Origin of the sequence: Aurantiacibacter spongiae, assembly GCF_003815535.1 — a bacterium.
Taxonomy (GTDB): Bacteria; Pseudomonadota; Alphaproteobacteria; order Sphingomonadales; family Sphingomonadaceae; genus Alteraurantiacibacter; species Alteraurantiacibacter spongiae.
Map to the genome: position 1 here is coordinate 937,693 of NZ_RPFZ01000001.1, position 15,730 is coordinate 953,422.

The 15,730-nt window shown below is 64.5% G+C and carries 16 protein-coding genes; 9 read left to right on the top strand and 7 right to left on the bottom strand.

What is annotated here, in order from left to right; genetic code table 11:
• Nucleotides 1-300: 300 nt before the first annotated feature.
• The 9 genes from EG799_RS14320 (at nucleotide 301) to EG799_RS04630 (ending at nucleotide 8,252) form a co-directional block, all read left to right on the top strand.
• Nucleotides 301-921: a septal ring lytic transglycosylase RlpA family protein gene (locus tag EG799_RS14320; RefSeq protein WP_325051101.1), complete on the top strand. Its 621-nt coding sequence runs from the start codon at nucleotides 301-303 to the stop codon at nucleotides 919-921.
• 76 nt (nucleotides 922-997) lie between these two features.
• Nucleotides 998-1,495, top strand: coding sequence for a hypothetical protein (locus EG799_RS04595; protein ID WP_199798268.1), 498 nt, complete (start codon nucleotides 998-1,000; stop codon nucleotides 1,493-1,495).
• A gap of 15 nt (nucleotides 1,496-1,510) precedes the next feature.
• Complete coding sequence (locus EG799_RS04600; protein ID WP_123878971.1) at nucleotides 1,511-1,825, top strand: I78 family peptidase inhibitor; 315 nt, start codon at nucleotides 1,511-1,513, stop codon at nucleotides 1,823-1,825.
• Nucleotides 1,826-1,873: 48 nt separating this feature from the next.
• On the top strand, nucleotides 1,874-2,248 hold the full coding sequence (locus EG799_RS04605) for a hypothetical protein (protein ID WP_123878973.1): 375 nt from the start codon (nucleotides 1,874-1,876) through the stop codon (nucleotides 2,246-2,248).
• A gap of 64 nt (nucleotides 2,249-2,312) precedes the next feature.
• Complete coding sequence (locus EG799_RS04610; protein ID WP_123878975.1) at nucleotides 2,313-3,458, top strand: acyl-CoA dehydrogenase family protein; 1,146 nt, start codon at nucleotides 2,313-2,315, stop codon at nucleotides 3,456-3,458.
• Nucleotides 3,459-3,531: 73 nt separating this feature from the next.
• A complete protein-coding gene (locus EG799_RS04615) occupies nucleotides 3,532-4,581 on the top strand; it encodes an enoyl-CoA hydratase/isomerase family protein (protein ID WP_123878977.1) in 1,050 nt (349 codons plus the stop codon).
• Nucleotides 4,582-4,670: 89 nt separating this feature from the next.
• Nucleotides 4,671-5,582, top strand: a complete 912-nt coding sequence (cysD, locus tag EG799_RS04620; protein ID WP_123878979.1) for a sulfate adenylyltransferase subunit CysD — start codon at nucleotides 4,671-4,673, stop codon at nucleotides 5,580-5,582.
• Nucleotides 5,582-7,492: a sulfate adenylyltransferase subunit CysN gene (gene cysN, locus EG799_RS04625; RefSeq protein ID WP_123878981.1), complete on the top strand. Its 1,911-nt coding sequence runs from the start codon at nucleotides 5,582-5,584 to the stop codon at nucleotides 7,490-7,492. Before cysD ends, cysN begins: the two co-directional genes overlap by 1 nt.
• 22 nt (nucleotides 7,493-7,514) lie before the next feature.
• The gene (locus EG799_RS04630) at nucleotides 7,515-8,252 is read left to right on the top strand and encodes a 3'(2'),5'-bisphosphate nucleotidase CysQ (RefSeq protein WP_123878983.1); all 738 of its coding nucleotides are present in this window, start codon (nucleotides 7,515-7,517) and stop codon (nucleotides 8,250-8,252) included.
• Nucleotide 8,253: 1 nt separating this feature from the next.
• On the opposite strand, the gene EG799_RS04635 is transcribed toward EG799_RS04630, so the two are convergent.
• The 7 genes from EG799_RS04635 to ku form a co-directional block, all read right to left on the bottom strand.
• Entirely contained in the window at nucleotides 8,254-9,012 is a 759-nt protein-coding gene (locus tag EG799_RS04635) for an SDR family NAD(P)-dependent oxidoreductase (protein WP_123878984.1), read from the bottom strand.
• Nucleotides 9,013-9,101: 89 nt separating this feature from the next.
• A complete protein-coding gene (locus EG799_RS04640) occupies nucleotides 9,102-9,905 on the bottom strand; it encodes a fructosamine kinase family protein (protein WP_123878986.1) in 804 nt (267 codons plus the stop codon).
• A complete protein-coding gene (locus tag EG799_RS04645) occupies nucleotides 9,902-10,375 on the bottom strand; it encodes a low molecular weight protein-tyrosine-phosphatase (RefSeq protein WP_123878988.1) in 474 nt (157 codons plus the stop codon). Before EG799_RS04645 ends, EG799_RS04640 begins: the two co-directional genes overlap by 4 nt.
• Nucleotides 10,368-11,690 (bottom strand): alkaline phosphatase PhoX, encoded by a 1,323-nt coding sequence (locus EG799_RS04650; RefSeq protein ID WP_123878990.1) that lies wholly within the window; start codon nucleotides 11,688-11,690, stop codon nucleotides 10,368-10,370. The genes EG799_RS04645 and EG799_RS04650 overlap by 8 nt, the downstream gene beginning before the upstream one ends.
• A 38-nt stretch (nucleotides 11,691-11,728) precedes the next feature.
• Nucleotides 11,729-14,257 (bottom strand): DNA ligase D, encoded by a 2,529-nt coding sequence (gene ligD, locus EG799_RS04655; RefSeq protein WP_123878992.1) that lies wholly within the window; start codon nucleotides 14,255-14,257, stop codon nucleotides 11,729-11,731.
• The gene (locus EG799_RS04660) at nucleotides 14,254-14,751 is read right to left on the bottom strand and encodes an MgtC/SapB family protein (RefSeq protein WP_123878994.1); all 498 of its coding nucleotides are present in this window, start codon (nucleotides 14,749-14,751) and stop codon (nucleotides 14,254-14,256) included. The genes ligD and EG799_RS04660 overlap by 4 nt, the downstream gene beginning before the upstream one ends.
• Nucleotides 14,751-15,599: a non-homologous end joining protein Ku gene (ku, locus tag EG799_RS04665; RefSeq protein ID WP_123878996.1), complete on the bottom strand. Its 849-nt coding sequence runs from the start codon at nucleotides 15,597-15,599 to the stop codon at nucleotides 14,751-14,753. The genes EG799_RS04660 and ku overlap by 1 nt, the downstream gene beginning before the upstream one ends.
• Nucleotides 15,600-15,730: the final 131 nt, after the last annotated feature.

A 15,730-nucleotide genomic window follows, 5' to 3' on the forward strand; every position in this document is an offset into this window, starting at 1 on the left:
CCTATCGCTGCAACCAGTTGCACGAATGTGCCAACATATCGGTTTACAGCGATTTCTGAAGTGCTTGAAATATAAGGAGCCCAATCTTGCCCGGTTTACAGCAGAAACCGCAGAAATCCGCCGATTATGGGAGCTTGGGAAGCTGCTGCTCTACCATTGAGCTACACCCGCGGGTGCGCCCGGACTTACGGCGGCGCCGTGACACGGTCAATCGCGCAGTGAAGATGGTTAGGCATATCCCTGCGTTTAGCCTGTACGGTTAATTCGGAACAGGGCGGGGCGGCGGTTCCTTCTTGATATATGAGGACTTTTCCAACGACGCCCGATCGACACCGCGATCACCCCCACCACCTCCCCAGTCGCCGCGAGCGGCTACGCGCGCTGATGCGCCTGAAATCGCAGCGCCAGATACTTGGTGCCGGACTGGGCTTCAGCCTGGCCCTGTGCGCCATTCTGGCGAGCGCGGTCGCCATCGATTCCGGCCCGCGTTCCGACGTCGTGCCCTTGGGCAGGGGAGTGGCCAGTGTCGAGGACCATGCGGTTTCCCAGTTCGACGTTCCCGCGTTGCCGGAACGGCCCGAGGTCCAGCCTGCCGCCTTGTCCCCGCCGCCCCCTTCCCCCCGGGAAAGCGCGCTCGGCGAAGGCCACGCCAGCTATTACGGTGACGAACTTGCCGGGAACCGCACCGCCAGCGGGGAGCGCTTCGACCCCGAAAGCCTGACCGCCGCGCACCGGACCCTCCCGCTCGGCAGCAGGGTACGCGTGACCAACCCGCGCAATGGCGACAGCGTGATCGTGCGGATCAACGATCGCGGACCCTATCACGGCAACCGCGTCATCGACCTTTCCCTGGCGGCAGCGCGGGCGATCGGCCTCATCCGCGCCGGAAGCGGAAGGGTCAGTCTCGCTCTGCTGACCTGACGACGCGCTTCGGGGAAAGGCTTCGCGCCTCGCGCGTTGACGAGGCTTGAGTGCAACAGCGACAGGCCTGTCTTTCATGGTTCGTCACTTCACGTTCGCCCTGCCCCTTGCCGTAATTGGGGCAATGCTGGCGGCCTGCGACGGCGGCGGCGATCCGGGTGAAGAACGGCCGATCATTTCGCAGGCGGAAGAACCAGGAACGGACGCGGCGGCGGCGCCCGAACCTCCGACTCCTTCCGTGACGGGGACTGAGGCGGAAGCCTCTATCCCGGCTGCCCTTCAGGGCCGCTGGGGACTCAACGTCGCCGATTGCGAACCGGACCGCGCCGATGCCAAGGGGTTGCTGACCATCGATGCGACATCGCTGACTTTCTACGAAGCGCGGGCCACGCTGAGCGATATTGCGACGACATCCCCCACCAGTATCCGGGCGACCTTCGACTTCACCGGCGAAGGCATGACCTGGTCGCGCGATACCGCGCTCGAGACGCAGGACGAAGGATCGACCCTGGTAAGGCGCGAATTCGGAGAAGACGCGACGCCCGGCCCGTTTCGATATGCCCGCTGCCCGTAAGAGGAAGGATTACCTATGAACCTGCGCAGTTCCGGCCTGGCGGCCTGTCTCCTCGCATCGGTATCGGCCTGCACGACGATGCCCGCGCCGGGCGGGGAGGAGCCCATTCGCGTGCGCGAACCGTCGGGCGAATGCGACGCGGCGCCGGCGCAATCCCTGGTCGGTCGCCAGGCGAGCGAGACCGTCGGCGCCCGCGCGCTCGAACTCGCCCGCGCGGCAAACCTGCGCTGGATCCCGCCGCGCACCGCCGTGACGATGGACTACCGCGCCGATCGCCTGAACATCAGCTATGACGACGATTTGGTAATATTGCGGGTGTATTGCGGTTGACGATCGACAACCGAAGAGAGCCGCCTTGCCGTGATTGCCGTCGCCAGAATGTCCGCCGTCCTCTGCCTGCTGGGCGCGAGCGTGATCCTCAGCGGATGCGAGGATCCGCTCGCCGAACGGCAGGCCGCGGCAGAAGCGCAGATCGCCGCGCGTGCGGCGTCCGCTGCGCCGGCCGCGCCACGCGCCCCGGCGCGCACCGTGACGCCGAAAGAACGCGATGCCGTCCTGCGCCTGCGCGACCAGCAGCGCGGAACTACGGAGGGAACGGACGGCGACGAACCGCTGGTCGTCGATGCCGATGCCGCCTCGCTAATGGACGAGACGCAAGGGTTCGATCCCGCTCCGATGGACGATGCCCAGGGCTTCGATCCGTCGTCCGAGGATTCGCTCGCCGCGCAAGGGTGGGGCACCGCGGCCAACTGACCTGCTCAGAAACGGGGTTGCCCGCTGCGCGCCGCGATGACAGGAGGCGCAGCCGGAGAGACCTATGACAGACCAGTTCCAGCTTACCGACGACCAGCTTGCCATTCAGGACATGGCCAGCCGCTTCACGGCGGATGCCATCACGCCCCACGCCGCGAAATGGGACGAGGAGCACACGCTCCCCGTGGACGTTCTGCGCGAGGCGGCCGAACTCGGTTTCGGCGGAATCTATGTCAGCGAAGACGGCGGCGGCATCGGCCTGGGGCGACTGGAGGCGGCGCTGATATTCGAGGCGCTGTCCTATGGCTGCCCCTCGACCAGCGCGTTCCTGTCCATCCATAACATGACCGCCTGGATGCTCGATACCTACGGGTCCGAAGAGCTGAAGGCCAGATACCTGCCGGACATGATCTCGGCCGAGCTGCTCGGTTCGTACTGCCTGACCGAACCCGGCTCCGGGTCCGACGCGGCGGCCCTCAAGACGAAGGCCGTGCGTGACGGCGACGATTACCTGGTCACCGGCACCAAGCAATTCATCTCCGGCGCGGGCCATAACGACCTGTATTTCGTCATGTGCCGTACCGGAGACGACAGTCCGCGCGGCATTTCCTGCCTGCTGATCGAGAAGGACAGCGAGGGTCTGACCTTCGGCGCGCAGGAAAAGAAGCTTGGCTGGCATTCGCAGCCGACGGCGACGGTCAATCTCGACAGCGTGCGGGTTCCCGCCGGCAACCGGGTTGGCGGCGAGGGCGAGGGCTTTCGCATCGCCATGTCGGGGCTTGACGGCGGCCGGCTAAACATCGGAGCCTGCTCGCTGGGCGGGGCCCAGAGGTGTCTCGACGAGGCCTTGCGCTATACCAAGGAACGCAAGCAGTTCGGACAGTCCGTGGCCGATTTCCAGAACACCCAGTTCACCCTCGCCGACATGGCTACCGAACTGGAGGCTGCGCGGGCACTGCTGTATCTCGCCGCGTCGAAGGTCACTTCCCGCGCGCCCGACCGCACCCGTTTCGCGGCGATGGCCAAGCGGCTGGCGACCGATACCGGCAGCGCGGTGGTGGACCGCGCGCTGCAACTGCACGGCGGATACGGCTATCTGCAGGATTACCCGGTGGAACGCTTCTGGCGCGACCTGCGCGTCCATTCTATTCTGGAGGGAACGAACCAGATCATGCGGATGATCGTGGGCCGCGACCTGCTGCGACAGTAACGGCGGCGTGATCGCCCGCTTCGGACCGGCGGACCATCCCGCCCCCTCCCCCGCTTGAACGGAGAACACCCAGATGACCGACGACGTCCGCACGCAGATCGAAGCCGGCATCGGGCGCATCACGCTAACCCGGCCCAGGGCGCTGCATTCGCTGACCACCGCCATGTGCGAGGCGATCAACGAGGCGCTGCTCGCCTGGCGAGACAACGATACCGTGCGCGCCGTGGCGATCGACCACGAGGACGGTACGCGCGGCTTTTGCGCGGGCGGCGATGTCGCGATGGTTCGCCGATCCGCACTGGAGGACGGCGGCGAGGCGGGCCGGGCCTTCTTCTTCCACGAATATCGCATGAACCATCTGCTGTTCACCTATCCCAAGCCGACCGTCGCCTTCATGGACGGGGTGACTATGGGTGGCGGGGTCGGCCTGTCGCAGCCATGCGATTTCCGCGTGGCGACACAGAACACCATGTTCGCCATGCCCGAAGGATCCATCGGTCTGTTTCCCGATGTCGGCGCCGGGCATTACCTGCCGCGCCTGCCGGGTGAGACCGGCAAGTTCCTGGCGCTCACCGCGGCGCGGCTCGACGGGGCGGAATGTCTCTGGGCCGGACTTGCGACCCATTACCTCGCACAAGACGGCGTCGCCGAGGCGAAGCGCCGGATGATGTCGGGTGAAGAGATCGACGCGGTACTCGGCGACCTTGCGATCGTCGCGCCCGAACCGCGCATCGCGGGCAACGCGGAAAGTATCGACAAGCTTTTCGCTCCAGCCGAACTCGAGGCGATCATCGACGCGCTTGCCGGAGATTCGGCCGACTGGGCGGCGAAGGAGTTGAAGGCCGTCCAGGCGAAATGCCCGATGACGGGAAAGGTGGCGTTGCGGCAGTTCGCGCAGAACGCGCAGTGCACCGATTTCGCCGCGAACATGGCGATGGAATACCGGGTCGCTTCCCGGATGATGATGCGGCACGACTTCGCCGAAGGCGTGCGGGCCGTGCTGATCGACAAGGACAACGCGCCGGCGTGGAAGCCCGATCGACCCGAGGACATCAGCGCCACCATGCTGGACGACATCTTCGCCCCGCTAGGCCAGGGCGAGGAATGGACGCCCTTCGGCTAGTCTGACCATTTCGGGCTACTTCGCCCGAAAGATTTTCGATCCGTCATGTCACTTGCCCTTGTGCAGCGCACAAGGCAGTGACCGGCCCCATGAAAGGTCTGACCCATCTCGAGCGGCTCGAAGCCGAGAGCGTTCATATCATCCGCGAGGTCGCAGCCGAGTCGGCCAGGCCGGTGATGCTGTATTCGGTCGGCAAGGACAGCGCCGTCATGCTGCACCTTGCCAAGAAGGCGTTCCATCCCTCTCCTCCGCCCTTCCCGCTCATGCATGTCGATACCACGTGGAAGTTCAAGGACATGTACAGGCTGCGCAACAAGGCAGCCGAGGATGCCGGCATGGACCTCATCGTCCACCGCAACCCGGAAGCCGAGGAGCGTGGCATCAATCCGTTCGACCACGGCGCGCTGCATACCGACATGTGGAAGACCGAAGGGCTGAAGCAGGCGCTCACCAAGCATGGCTTCGATGCGGCGTTCGGTGGCGCGCGGCGCGACGAAGAGAAAAGCCGCGCGAAGGAACGCATCTTCTCCTTCCGCACGGCGAGCCATGGATGGGATCCGAAGAACCAGCGACCGGAACTGTGGAACATCTACAACACCCGGAAAGCGAAGGGCGAAAGCATTCGCGTCTTTCCGCTGAGCAACTGGACCGAGCTCGACATCTGGCAATACATCATGCGGGAGCAGATCGAGATCGTACCGCTCTATTTCGCGGCCGAGCGGCCTACCTATACCTATGAAGGCGGCCTGTTCATGGCCGACGATCCCGAACGGCTGGAGCGGGTCATGGGAAGGCGGCCCGAAATTACCATGCGGTCCGTCCGCTTCCGCACGCTCGGATGTTTCCCCCTGACAGGCGCGGTCGAAAGCGAGGCCTCCACCCTGGCCGAAGTGGTGCAGGAAATGCTGCTGACCACCACGTCCGAACGAGAAGGCCGTGTGATCGACAAGGAATCGGGCGACGCCAGCATGGAGAAGAAGAAGCAGGAGGGATATTTCTGATGACCGATTCCTCCTACAGGACCGACGCGCTGATCGCGGAAGACATCGAAGCCTATCTGGAACAGCATCAGAACAAGGGGCTGCTGCGCTTCATCACCTGCGGCAGCGTGGACGACGGCAAATCGACCCTGATCGGTCGCCTGCTCTACGATTCGAAGATGATCTTCGAAGACCAGCTCGCCGCGCTGGAAGCCGACAGCAGGCGCGTGGGCACGCAAGGCGAGGAAATCGACTTCGCCCTGCTGGTTGATGGGCTGGCGGCGGAACGCGAACAGGGTATCACCATCGACGTCGCCTATCGCTTCTTCGCCACCGAAAAACGCAAGTTCATCGTCGCCGACACCCCCGGTCACGAACAATACACCCGCAACATGGTGACGGGGGCCAGCACGGCCGACCTGGCCGTCATCCTGATCGACGCGCGCAAAGGCGTCCTGACGCAGACGAAAAGGCATAGTTTCCTCGCCCATCTCATCGGCATCCGGAATATCGTGCTGGCGGTGAACAAGATGGACCTGGTCGATTACGACCAGCCGACCTTCGAACACATCGTTGCCGACTATCGCAGTTTCGCAAGCGAGATCGGCATCGCGGACTTCACGCCGATCCCGATATCCGGTTTCAGGGGCGACAACATCACCACCGCCCCGTCCGCCAATACGCCGTGGTACGAAGGACCATCGCTGATCGAGCATCTGGAAACCGTCGAGCTGAAAAGCGCCGCGGCACAGGACGCCTCCTTCCGCATGCCGGTCCAGTGGGTCAACCGCCCCAATCTCGATTTTCGCGGTTTCTCGGGCCTCATCGCGGCCGGCACGGTGAAGCCGGGCGATGCGGTGCGGATCGTGCCTTCGGGCAAGACCAGTACGGTTGCGCGCATCGTTACGGCGGATGGCGATCTAGACGAGGCGGTCGCCGGTCAGGCCGTCACCCTTACGCTCGATGACGAGGTCGATTGCTCGCGCGGCAGCGTGGTCGCCGCGAAGGACGATCCACCCGAACGCGCGGACCAGTTCGAAGCCAATATCGTGTGGATGAGCGACGAGGATCTGATTCCCGGTCGCGGTTACTGGCTCAAACTGGCCACGCAGCAGGTGACGGCCACCGTCGCACAGCCGAAATACGAGATCGACGTCAACACGCTCGAGCATCTGGCGGCCAAGACCCTGTCGCTCAACGCCATCGGCGTGGCGGAAGTGACCACCGACAAGCCCATCACCTTCGAACCTTACGACGAAAGCGCGCCGCTGGGCGGCTTCATCCTGATCGACAAGCTGACGAACGCGACGGTCGCGGCGGGCATGATCAATTTCAGCCTCCGGCGCTCGCAGAACGTGCACTGGCAGTCCGTGGACATCACCCGCGACCAGCACGCCGCGCTCAAGAACCAGAAGCCTGCGGTGCTCTGGTTCACCGGTCTGTCGGGTAGCGGCAAGTCCACCATCGCGAACATAGTCGAGAAGAAGCTGTACCGGATGAACCGGCACACTTTCCTGCTCGACGGAGACAATATCCGCCACGGGCTGAACAAGGATCTCGGCTTTACCGATACCGACCGTATCGAGAATATCCGCCGCGTCGGCGAAGTGGCGAAGCTCATGGCGGATGCGGGCACCATCGTCATCACCGCATTCATCAGCCCGTTCCGCGCCGAACGGCAGATGGTGCGCGACATGCTGCCCGAAGGCGAGTTCATCGAAGTGTTTGTCGATACGCCGCTCGAGGTCGCCGAAGCGCGGGACGAAAAGGGTCTTTATGCCAAGGCGAGGGCCGGAAACCTGAAGAACTTCACCGGGATCGACAGTCCCTACGAAGAACCCGAGAACGCCGAGATCCGTATCGACACCACTTCGATAACCCCCGACGAGGCCGCCGACATCATCATCGACCGGTTGCTGGGAGATGCCTGATGCTCGATCGCATCCGCGTTCCATGACCGATGGCGAACTCGCCGCGCACCTCGCGTACCAGGCCGGACTGATCCTTCTGCAGGTACGCGAGAGCGGCATGTTCGAAGGCAAGGCGCTGGGCAAGGCCGGGGACGAGACCGCCAACCAGTTTCTCGTGCACGCCCTGCGACAGCAGCGCCCCGAGGACGGGCTGCTGTCCGAGGAAAGCAAGGATACGCTCGAACGGCTGAACAAGAAACGTGTCTGGATCGTCGATCCGGTGGACGGCACCCGCGAATACGGGGAAGCCCGATCGGACTGGGCGGTGCATGTCGGTCTTGCGATCGACGGCGTGGCGGAGATCGGCGCGGTCGCGCTGCCGGGTCTGGATGGCGGGGTGGTGCTCCGCAGCGACGAACCTGCCGACCTTCGATCGGCTTCGGACCGGCCGCGCCTCGTCGTCAGTCGCACGCGCCCCGCGGCCGAGGCGGTCGCGCTGGCGGAGACCCTGGGGGGTGAGCTGCTGCCGATGGGAAGCGCCGGGGCCAAGGCCATGGCGATCGTGCGCGGCGAGGCGGAAATCTATCTCCATTCCGGGGGTCAGTACGAATGGGACAGCTGCGCCCCCGTTGCCGTCGCGAAGGCGCACGGACTGCATTGCAGCCGAATCGACGGCAGTCCGATGGAATACAACCAGCGCGACGTCTATCTGCCCGACCTGCTGATCTGCCGCCCCGAATGGGCCGAGCGGGCACTGGCGCAAGTCGCCGGTCTGACCTGAGCTAGCCGATCGGCGGCTGGCCGTTCGACGCCGTCACCCCGCCATCCACCGGCACTACCGCGCCTGTCACCATGCGCGCATCGTCGCTCGCGAGGAAGGCGACCACCGCCGCGATATCTTCGGGCTGTTCGGGCGGCTGAAGCGCCATGCGATCGCGAAACCTGTCCATCAGCTTTTCATCGCCCGTGATGCCCTCGGCAAGCGGCGTATCGGTGAGCGACGGGGCGACCGCGTTCACCCGGACGCCCTTCGCGCCAAGATCGAGCGCCAGGGCCCGGGTGAAGTTGCTGATCGCGCCCTTCGAGGTGTTGTAGGCCAGCATCCCCCAATCACCCCCGAGGCCCGAAACCGAACTGGTGTTCACGATGCATCCGCCGCTCTCTTCCAGATGCGGAATTGCCGCGCGCGAGCAGTAGAACATCCCGTCGACATTGGTCCGCATGACCTTGTCCCAATCGTCATCGGTATGATCGGTCGGCGATTTCATGACGGCGACACCGGCATTGTTATGTAGGACGTGGATGCCGCCGTGCTCGCCCGCCACGGCATCTATCGCCTGCTTCACCGCTGCGCTGTCCCGAATATCGAGCTTGCGGGCGCTGACGTCGCCCTCGATCGCGTTTGCCATGCTGTCGAGATCGTCCGCTATGTCGAAAATGACGACTCGCGCGCCCTCCTGTGCGAACCGGGTCGCGGTTGCCTTGCCGATGCCCGAGCTACCGCCGGTGACGATGACGGTCTTGTCCTTGAAACGCTGCATGTGCCTTGTCCTATCGTGATCGTGATGGGTCGTGCCCTATCGACGCGGCGGGGCGGTCCCCGGTTCCGGCTTCCCCGTTCGAGCGGCCCTCAGACCCCGCATTCGTCCAGCGCCCGGCCGACCGCGCCGAGATAGGCCTGGCCGAACAGCCGCAGATGCACGAGCAGCGGCCACAGGCGGTAGACGGGCAGACGCTGCCGCCAGCCGGCATCAAGCTCCAGCGCATCGAAGAAGGCGGCCGGTGGGTGATCGAACAGGGTGAGCATCGCCACATCGACCTCGCGATGCCCGTAATAGCAGGCGGGGTCGATCAACGCGGCGACGCGGCCTTTGCCGAACAGGACGTTGCCACCCCACAGGTCGCCGTGCAGCAGCGCGGCGCGCGGTTCGGCGGGAAGCAGGTCGGGCAACCGTTTCGCCAGGCTCTCCAACCGCCCGGCGACGCCCGCGGGAATTTTCTCGCCATGACACAGCAAGCGGTTGCGTGCCCAGAAGGTCGGCCAGTCGTCTCTGGCCGTATTGGTGATCGCCACCGGCCCGAAGGCGTGGTCCGCGTCCCAGCCGTAGCGGGTGCCGTTCGCGGCGTGAAGCTGACCAAGGACGGCGGCGAGATCGCACCACCCTTCGGCATCGGGCCTGCCGCCGCCATCGACGAATTCCATCAGCAACAGCCCCGGTTCGGCGAAAATCACCTCGGGCGCGCGACCGCAGGCATCGCCAATGGCCCGCAGCATGGCCGCCTCGCGCCTGGTACCCTCGCCCGTCTTGGCGACGAGCTTTCGCCCGTCCGCAAGCGTCACGAACGTCGCCCCGCCGAGATCGCCGCCAGCCAGCTCGCGCATGTCCGAAACCGTTGAACCGGCGATTTCGGCGATGCGCGCGATGCGGCTCACGCTGCGAAACGGTCCGCCAGCGCGTCTGCGGCGGTCTTCACGATATGCCAGGTCTTCTCGAACACGGAGGCGCCCCCTTCATAGGGGTCGAACACCGGCTTTCCCTCCCATCCCGGAACCGCGTCGAGCAACAGCGCGATTTCGGCTGTCGAATTATCCGGCGCAAGCTGGCGCAGATTGGCAAGGTTCTGCGCATCGAGCGCGTAGATGTGCGTAAACCGTGTGAAATCCGCTTCCTCTACCTGCCGAGCACGCAGGCCGGAAATGTCGATGCCGACCTTGTGCCCCTGCGCAATCGCGCGATCGTCCGGCGGATCGCCGACATGCCATTCGCCCGTTCCTGCGCTGTCGATTTCGATATCGAGGCCGCGTGTGCGCGCCGCCTCCCGAAACGCGCCTTCCGCAAGCGGCGACCGGCAGATATTGCCAAGGCATACGAACAGGACCGATGGCTTGCCTGCCTCAGCCATTCCACAGATCCTGCCACGGCCCGCGGATCGCCAGCGTCATGGCCGGCGAATAGATGTTCATGAACATCGTGCGCCCGTCGGGGGAGAAGCTGACGCCGGCCGGCTCGGTCTGAATGCGGATCCGACCCAGATCGTAGGACTGTCCGGACGGTGTGATCCCGCGCAGGTGGTTGTCGACAGTGTCGGTATACTGATCCTCGCATACCACCAGATGCCCGCTCGGCGCGACGCACAGATTGTCGCCGTAGCTGTACTGCGCGATATCGGTACTCTCGAAAAACAGCGTCAACTCGTCTGTCGAAGGACGGAAGCGGAAGATCTGCCCCTCCTCCGCCGCGCCGCCGCTGGTGGCGGTGAAGTACATCTCCCCATCACCCATCCAGATGCCCTCGCCCCTGGCGATGATCGCCGCGCCCTGCGCGTGGCCGCGCTGGCGCAGATCGTCCTCGGGCGATTCCACATTGTCGAGGTCGATCCAGCGACCCGCGACGGGCTGACCGACCTGCACCTGCACGCTTTCCCGATTGCTGGTGTCGTCGACGCCGTTCAGCATCAGCGCCTGCAACCTGCCCCCGCGCGCAAGCTGGCCGGGGACGGCGGGAATGAAGCGGTAGAACAGCGAATCCTGCTTGTCCTCGGTCATGTACACCACGCCCGTCGCCGGATCGACGCAGGCGGCCTCGTGATTGAAGCGGCCCATTTCCCTCAGTGGGACCGGGTCGACCAGTCCGCCGGCATCGGCGGGCACTTCGAAGACGTAACCATGGTCCTTGTTGATGCGGCCATTGGCGCGATCGGTATTTTCCTCGCAGGAAAGCCAGCTGCCCCAAGGGGTAATCCCCCCGGCGCAATTGCGGATCGTACCGGCCAGGCTGCGATAGACCCGTTCGACCTCCAGCGTATGCGCGTCCAGCACGATCGTCGTCGTTCCGCCGGGAAGCGGCACGAGGCTGCGCGCTACGGTATCGTAGGCCTTGCCCGAAACCCCGCCATTATCGTGCTGCGGAGACAGTTCGTGATTGCGGACCAGCGCCAGCTTGCCGCCGCCCAGATCGAAGCAGCCCATGCCGTCCGCCCGGTCGGGCACGCGGTTGCCATCGCTCATCTCGTCGTCGAGCCGGGACAGTACGCGATAGGAGAACCCGGGCGGTAAATCGAGGATGCCGGCGGGATCGGGCACGAGCGTGGTCGTGGGGGCGGCGCCGGGCGCGGCGGCGGACCGGACGGGGACACGCATGCACCCGCTGGCGGCGAGAGCGGCGAAGGCGGAGCCAGTGGCTTGCAGGAAGCGCCGGCGATTCTGGTCTTGAAGCATGGGTGGCGATGTAGGCGCTGCGGGTGACAGTTGGAAGTCTAGACCTCGGGCAGCGTCTGTTCGGCAAACCCCCATCCGGCCAGGCCTTTGGACTGCGCCCGCGCCAACAATCGCTTGGCGTCGTCGATGGAATGGAGGCGGGCGTCCTTCATCTTCTTCAGCTCGCCCCACGCGATCGGCACCGCCACCGGCGCGCCTTCGCGGGCGCGGGCGGAATAGGGCATCACCGCGGTGCTGCCGCGCTGGTTGCGCAGGTAATCGATGAAGATCTTTCCCTTGCGCTTCGCCTTGCTCATGTTCGCGGTGAACCGGTCCGGCTCCGCCAGGCTCAGCGCCTCGGCGAAGCGGCGGCTGAAATCCTTGTGCGTATCCCAGTCATGGCCCGGGGTCAGCGGCACGACGACATGTACGCCCTTCCCGCCCGACAGCATGGCAAAGCTGACCAGACCGATATCGGACAGCCGGTCGTGAATGTCCCTTGCCGCGCGCCTGACATCGGCGAAATCGAGTCCCTCGTCGGGATCGAGGTCGAAAACCATGCGGTCGGGCTTTTCCACATCGGCCACATGGCTTCCCCAGCCGTGAAATTCGATCGTCCCCATCTGCACGCAGCCGAGAATGCCAGCCCCGTCCTCGACGTAGAGATAGTCCTCGGTTCCGCCGTCCTTTTCGGAGATCGGTACCGCATGGACGTGCTGGCCGAACGAACCCGCGTCGTGCTTCTGGAAGAAGCATTTCTTCGCCCTGCCCTGCGGACAGCGCACCAGGCTGACGGGTCGGCGGGCGAGAAACGGCAGCATGATCGGCGCAACCGTTTCATAATAATCCGCGAGCTGGCCCTTGGTCTGCCCGCTCTCGGGAAAGACCACCCGGTCGCGGCTGCTTATCTCCACCTCGGGCCCGGTATCGGAGGGGGCCGCGGCGGGCTTTTCGGGCGTGACGTCGGCAGCGTCCTTGTCGGATCGCAGTCCGAGATAGGAACCGTGCCGCACGTTTCCGTCGGCGGTGAATTCGGCAAAGGCGATCTCTGCGACCAGCTTCGGCGTGACCCAGGTGACGCCCCGGCTGCTGGCCTTGTCGACATCGGCGGGCGGCGTCTTGCGTTCGATCCGGTGCAACTTCGCAGCCAGACCCTGCAATTCGTCCATCGTGAAGCCGGTGCCGACATTGCCCTTGTAGACGAGATCGCCGCCTTCGTTCTGCGCGAGCAAAAGCGAGGAGAACGGGCGACCTTTCGCCTTGCTGACCTTGTAGCCGATGACGACGAACTCCTGCCGCCGCGTGCACTTGACCTTCACCCAGGCCTTCGTTCGCGTGGCGCGGTAGGGCGCGTCGATCTTCTTGGAGATGATGCCTTCCTGCCCGGCGTCGCACATCGCGGCGTAGAGTTTTTCGCCCGCCCCGATCACGTGGTCGGCGATGTACACGGGTGGCCCGGCTCCGCGCAGCAGGCCTTCCAGCCGCTCCTTGCGCTCGATGTTGGTAAGCTTGTCCAGTTTCTCGCCGTTCGCCTCGAGAAGGTCGAAGGCATGAAACTCCAGTGCGTCCCCCTCGCCCTGCTCGCCGTGGCCGCGCTTGAGCACCGATTGCAGCGTGGAGAAATCCGGGTTGCCGTCGCTGCCCGGCGCGGTGATTTCCCCGTCGATCAGGCACGGCGGGAGATCGAGACCGGCGATGGCATCGACCAGTGGCGCGAACTTGTCGGTCCAGTCCTTGCCGCTGCGGGTATAGACCTTTACCGTCTCGCCCGCGCAGGCGATCATGGCACGGTACCCGTCGAACTTGATCTCGTGCATCCAGCCGTTCCCGGCGGGAACCGTATCGACCAGCGTGGCGAGTTGAGGCTTGCGGAACGCCGGCGGCTTGCCGGACGCCTTCGGGCCCTTCGCCTTGCCCTTGCCGACGGTCTTGGTCCGCTTGTGCGCCTTCTCCATCTGCTTCGCGAATTCCCTGCCCTCCTTGCCTTCAAGCGAGAATTCACCCTCTTCGTCGCCAGCGATCTGCGCCATGGAACGCCCCGTCGATACGCTTGTCAGCTCGCGCTGCACCAGCGTATCGCCCTCGCCTGCGAATTCGTCCTGCAACTTGCGCAGCAACCAGTTCTCGCGCTTCTCCCCCTCGCGCGGCTTGAGCCTGATGAGCAGCCACTCGCCCTTCATCCGTTCGCCGTGGAGCGTGAAGTGGAGATGCCCCTTGTCGATATCCTTCCAACTCTTGCCTTCGACCGGTTCCCACGTTCCGCGATCCCACAGCATCACCGTGCCGCCGCCATATTCGTCCTCGGGAATGGTCCCCTCGAACGTGGCGTAGGACATGGGGTGATCTTCGGTCCTGACGGCGAGCCGCTTGATGTCGGGATCGGGCGAGGGGCCTTTCGTTACCGCCCAGCTTTTCAGCACGCCGTCCGCCTCCAGCCGGAGATCCCAGTGCAGCCGGGTCGCGTCGTGTTTCTGCACCATGAAGATGTTGCCGCTCTCGCTGCTTTCGCGCTTGCCGGCGGGCTCCTTCGTCTTCGCGAAGTCCCGCTTGGCATTGTATTTCGCTAGCGGATCGGCGGTGTTCGTCATTGCTCGGGCCTCCCATCGAGGTCGCGGTCAAGGCGGCGGCCTTCCGGGCCGAACCAGCCCTCCACCACGCGCAGCAGCGTGACCATCACCAGGCTCACCACCGACAGGATCGCGACCAGTGGCCATTGCCCCGCACCGCAGGCGATGCCGAGTATCGTCGCCAGCCAGAGATGCGCGGCGGTCGTAAGGTTATGGACCTGCCCCTTGCTGAAGACGATCAGGCCGGCACCGATGATTCCGATGAACGCGCCTGCCGCCTCGAACAGGCGAAGCGGGTCCATGCGCAGTCCGCCGAGCTGGTTGTAGAGCGCGAGGACGGAGACGACCATGCCGGCGGCGGCGACGCACACGATACCGTGCGTGCGCATTCCGGCGGCGTGTCCGCGCAACTCGCGGTCGAGCCCGAGCAGCAGGCCGAGCGCCGCCGCTATTCCCAGCCGCGACATGACATCGAAATCGAGCCAGTGAATGTTCGTCGGCGCGTTCAGCTCCATCAGGCGCTTTTCCTCCTTTTCGAAGACGAACCGGACGATTTCTTCGCCGGCTTTTCCTCCTTCACCGATTCTTTCAGAGCCGCCATCAGATCGATCACGTTGGACTTTTTGCCAGCCGAAGGCTCGTCCACCTCCTCCAGAACCTTCTTGCCGTCTTTCGCCTTCGCCTTCTTCTCGATGAGCTTCATCAGCGCGTCGGCGTAGTGGTCCTCGAATTCGCTGGCATCGAAGGGAGCGGTGCGCTTGTCGATCAGCGTGGTCGCCAGATCGAGCAGTTCCTCCTGCGGTGCTTCCTTGTCGTCTATCTCGGTGAAGAAGGACTGGCCTTTCCTGACCTCGTCGGCATAGCGCAGCGTTTCCATCAGCAGGCCCTTGCCGCACGGTTTGATGGCCACGAGCTTTTCCGAACCGCGCACGGACAACTGGCCCAGCCCGATCTTCTTAGCCTTGCGCAGCGCCTCCCGCAGCACGACGAAGGCTTCCTCGGCCAGGTCGTCCGCCGGAGCGACGTAGTAGGGCTTTTCGAAATAGAGCGGGTCGATCTCGTGCGCTTCCACGAACTGCACCAGTTCGAGGGTCTTCTTGCTCTCGATCCTGACCGCCTCGATCTCCTCCTCGTCGAGCAGGACGTAATTGCCCTTGGATATCTCGTAACCCTTGATGATCTCGTCGCGGTCGACAGGGCCGATCCCGTCGACGACCTTTTCGTAATGGATGCGCTTTCCCGACGGTTCGTGGATCTGGTTGAAGCTGATCTTCGCGCCCGATTTCACGGCGGAATAGGCTTCTACCGCGATGGACACGAGCGCGAGGCGGATCTGCCCCTGCCAATAGGCGCGTGCGGCCATGAAAAACCTCCTGCTTCTAAAGCGAAAGAGCGTTTGGCGAGGGCCGATGGTTCCGCAACGGCGCGAGGTGACTGCGATACCTGATGTTAAGGATGTGTTGACTATGGGAGTACGGTAGAACCGCCGCGAAA

Bases quoted from the DNA above. Each gene is read 5' to 3' on its own strand.
- EG799_RS14320 (WP_325051101.1), top strand. From the start codon at position 301: ATGAGGACTTTTCCAACGACGCCCGATCGACACCGCGATCACCCCCAC.
- EG799_RS04595 (WP_199798268.1), top strand. From the start codon at position 998: ATGGTTCGTCACTTCACGTTCGCCCTGCCCCTTGCCGTAATTGGGGCA.
- EG799_RS04600 (WP_123878971.1), top strand. From the start codon at position 1,511: ATGAACCTGCGCAGTTCCGGCCTGGCGGCCTGTCTCCTCGCATCGGTA.
- EG799_RS04605 (WP_123878973.1), top strand. From the start codon at position 1,874: ATGTCCGCCGTCCTCTGCCTGCTGGGCGCGAGCGTGATCCTCAGCGGA.
- EG799_RS04610 (WP_123878975.1), top strand. From the start codon at position 2,313: ATGACAGACCAGTTCCAGCTTACCGACGACCAGCTTGCCATTCAGGAC.
- EG799_RS04615 (WP_123878977.1), top strand. From the start codon at position 3,532: ATGACCGACGACGTCCGCACGCAGATCGAAGCCGGCATCGGGCGCATC.
- cysD (WP_123878979.1), top strand. From the start codon at position 4,671: ATGAAAGGTCTGACCCATCTCGAGCGGCTCGAAGCCGAGAGCGTTCAT.
- cysN (WP_123878981.1), top strand. From the start codon at position 5,582: ATGACCGATTCCTCCTACAGGACCGACGCGCTGATCGCGGAAGACATC.
- EG799_RS04630 (WP_123878983.1), top strand. From the start codon at position 7,515: ATGACCGATGGCGAACTCGCCGCGCACCTCGCGTACCAGGCCGGACTG.
- EG799_RS04635 (WP_123878984.1), bottom strand. From the start codon at position 9,012: ATGCAGCGTTTCAAGGACAAGACCGTCATCGTCACCGGCGGTAGCTCG.
- EG799_RS04645 (WP_123878988.1), bottom strand. From the start codon at position 10,375: ATGGCTGAGGCAGGCAAGCCATCGGTCCTGTTCGTATGCCTTGGCAAT.
- EG799_RS04650 (WP_123878990.1), bottom strand. From the start codon at position 11,690: ATGCTTCAAGACCAGAATCGCCGGCGCTTCCTGCAAGCCACTGGCTCC.
- ligD (WP_123878992.1), bottom strand. From the start codon at position 14,257: ATGACGAACACCGCCGATCCGCTAGCGAAATACAATGCCAAGCGGGAC.
- EG799_RS04660 (WP_123878994.1), bottom strand. From the start codon at position 14,751: ATGGAGCTGAACGCGCCGACGAACATTCACTGGCTCGATTTCGATGTC.
- ku (WP_123878996.1), bottom strand. From the start codon at position 15,599: ATGGCCGCACGCGCCTATTGGCAGGGGCAGATCCGCCTCGCGCTCGTG.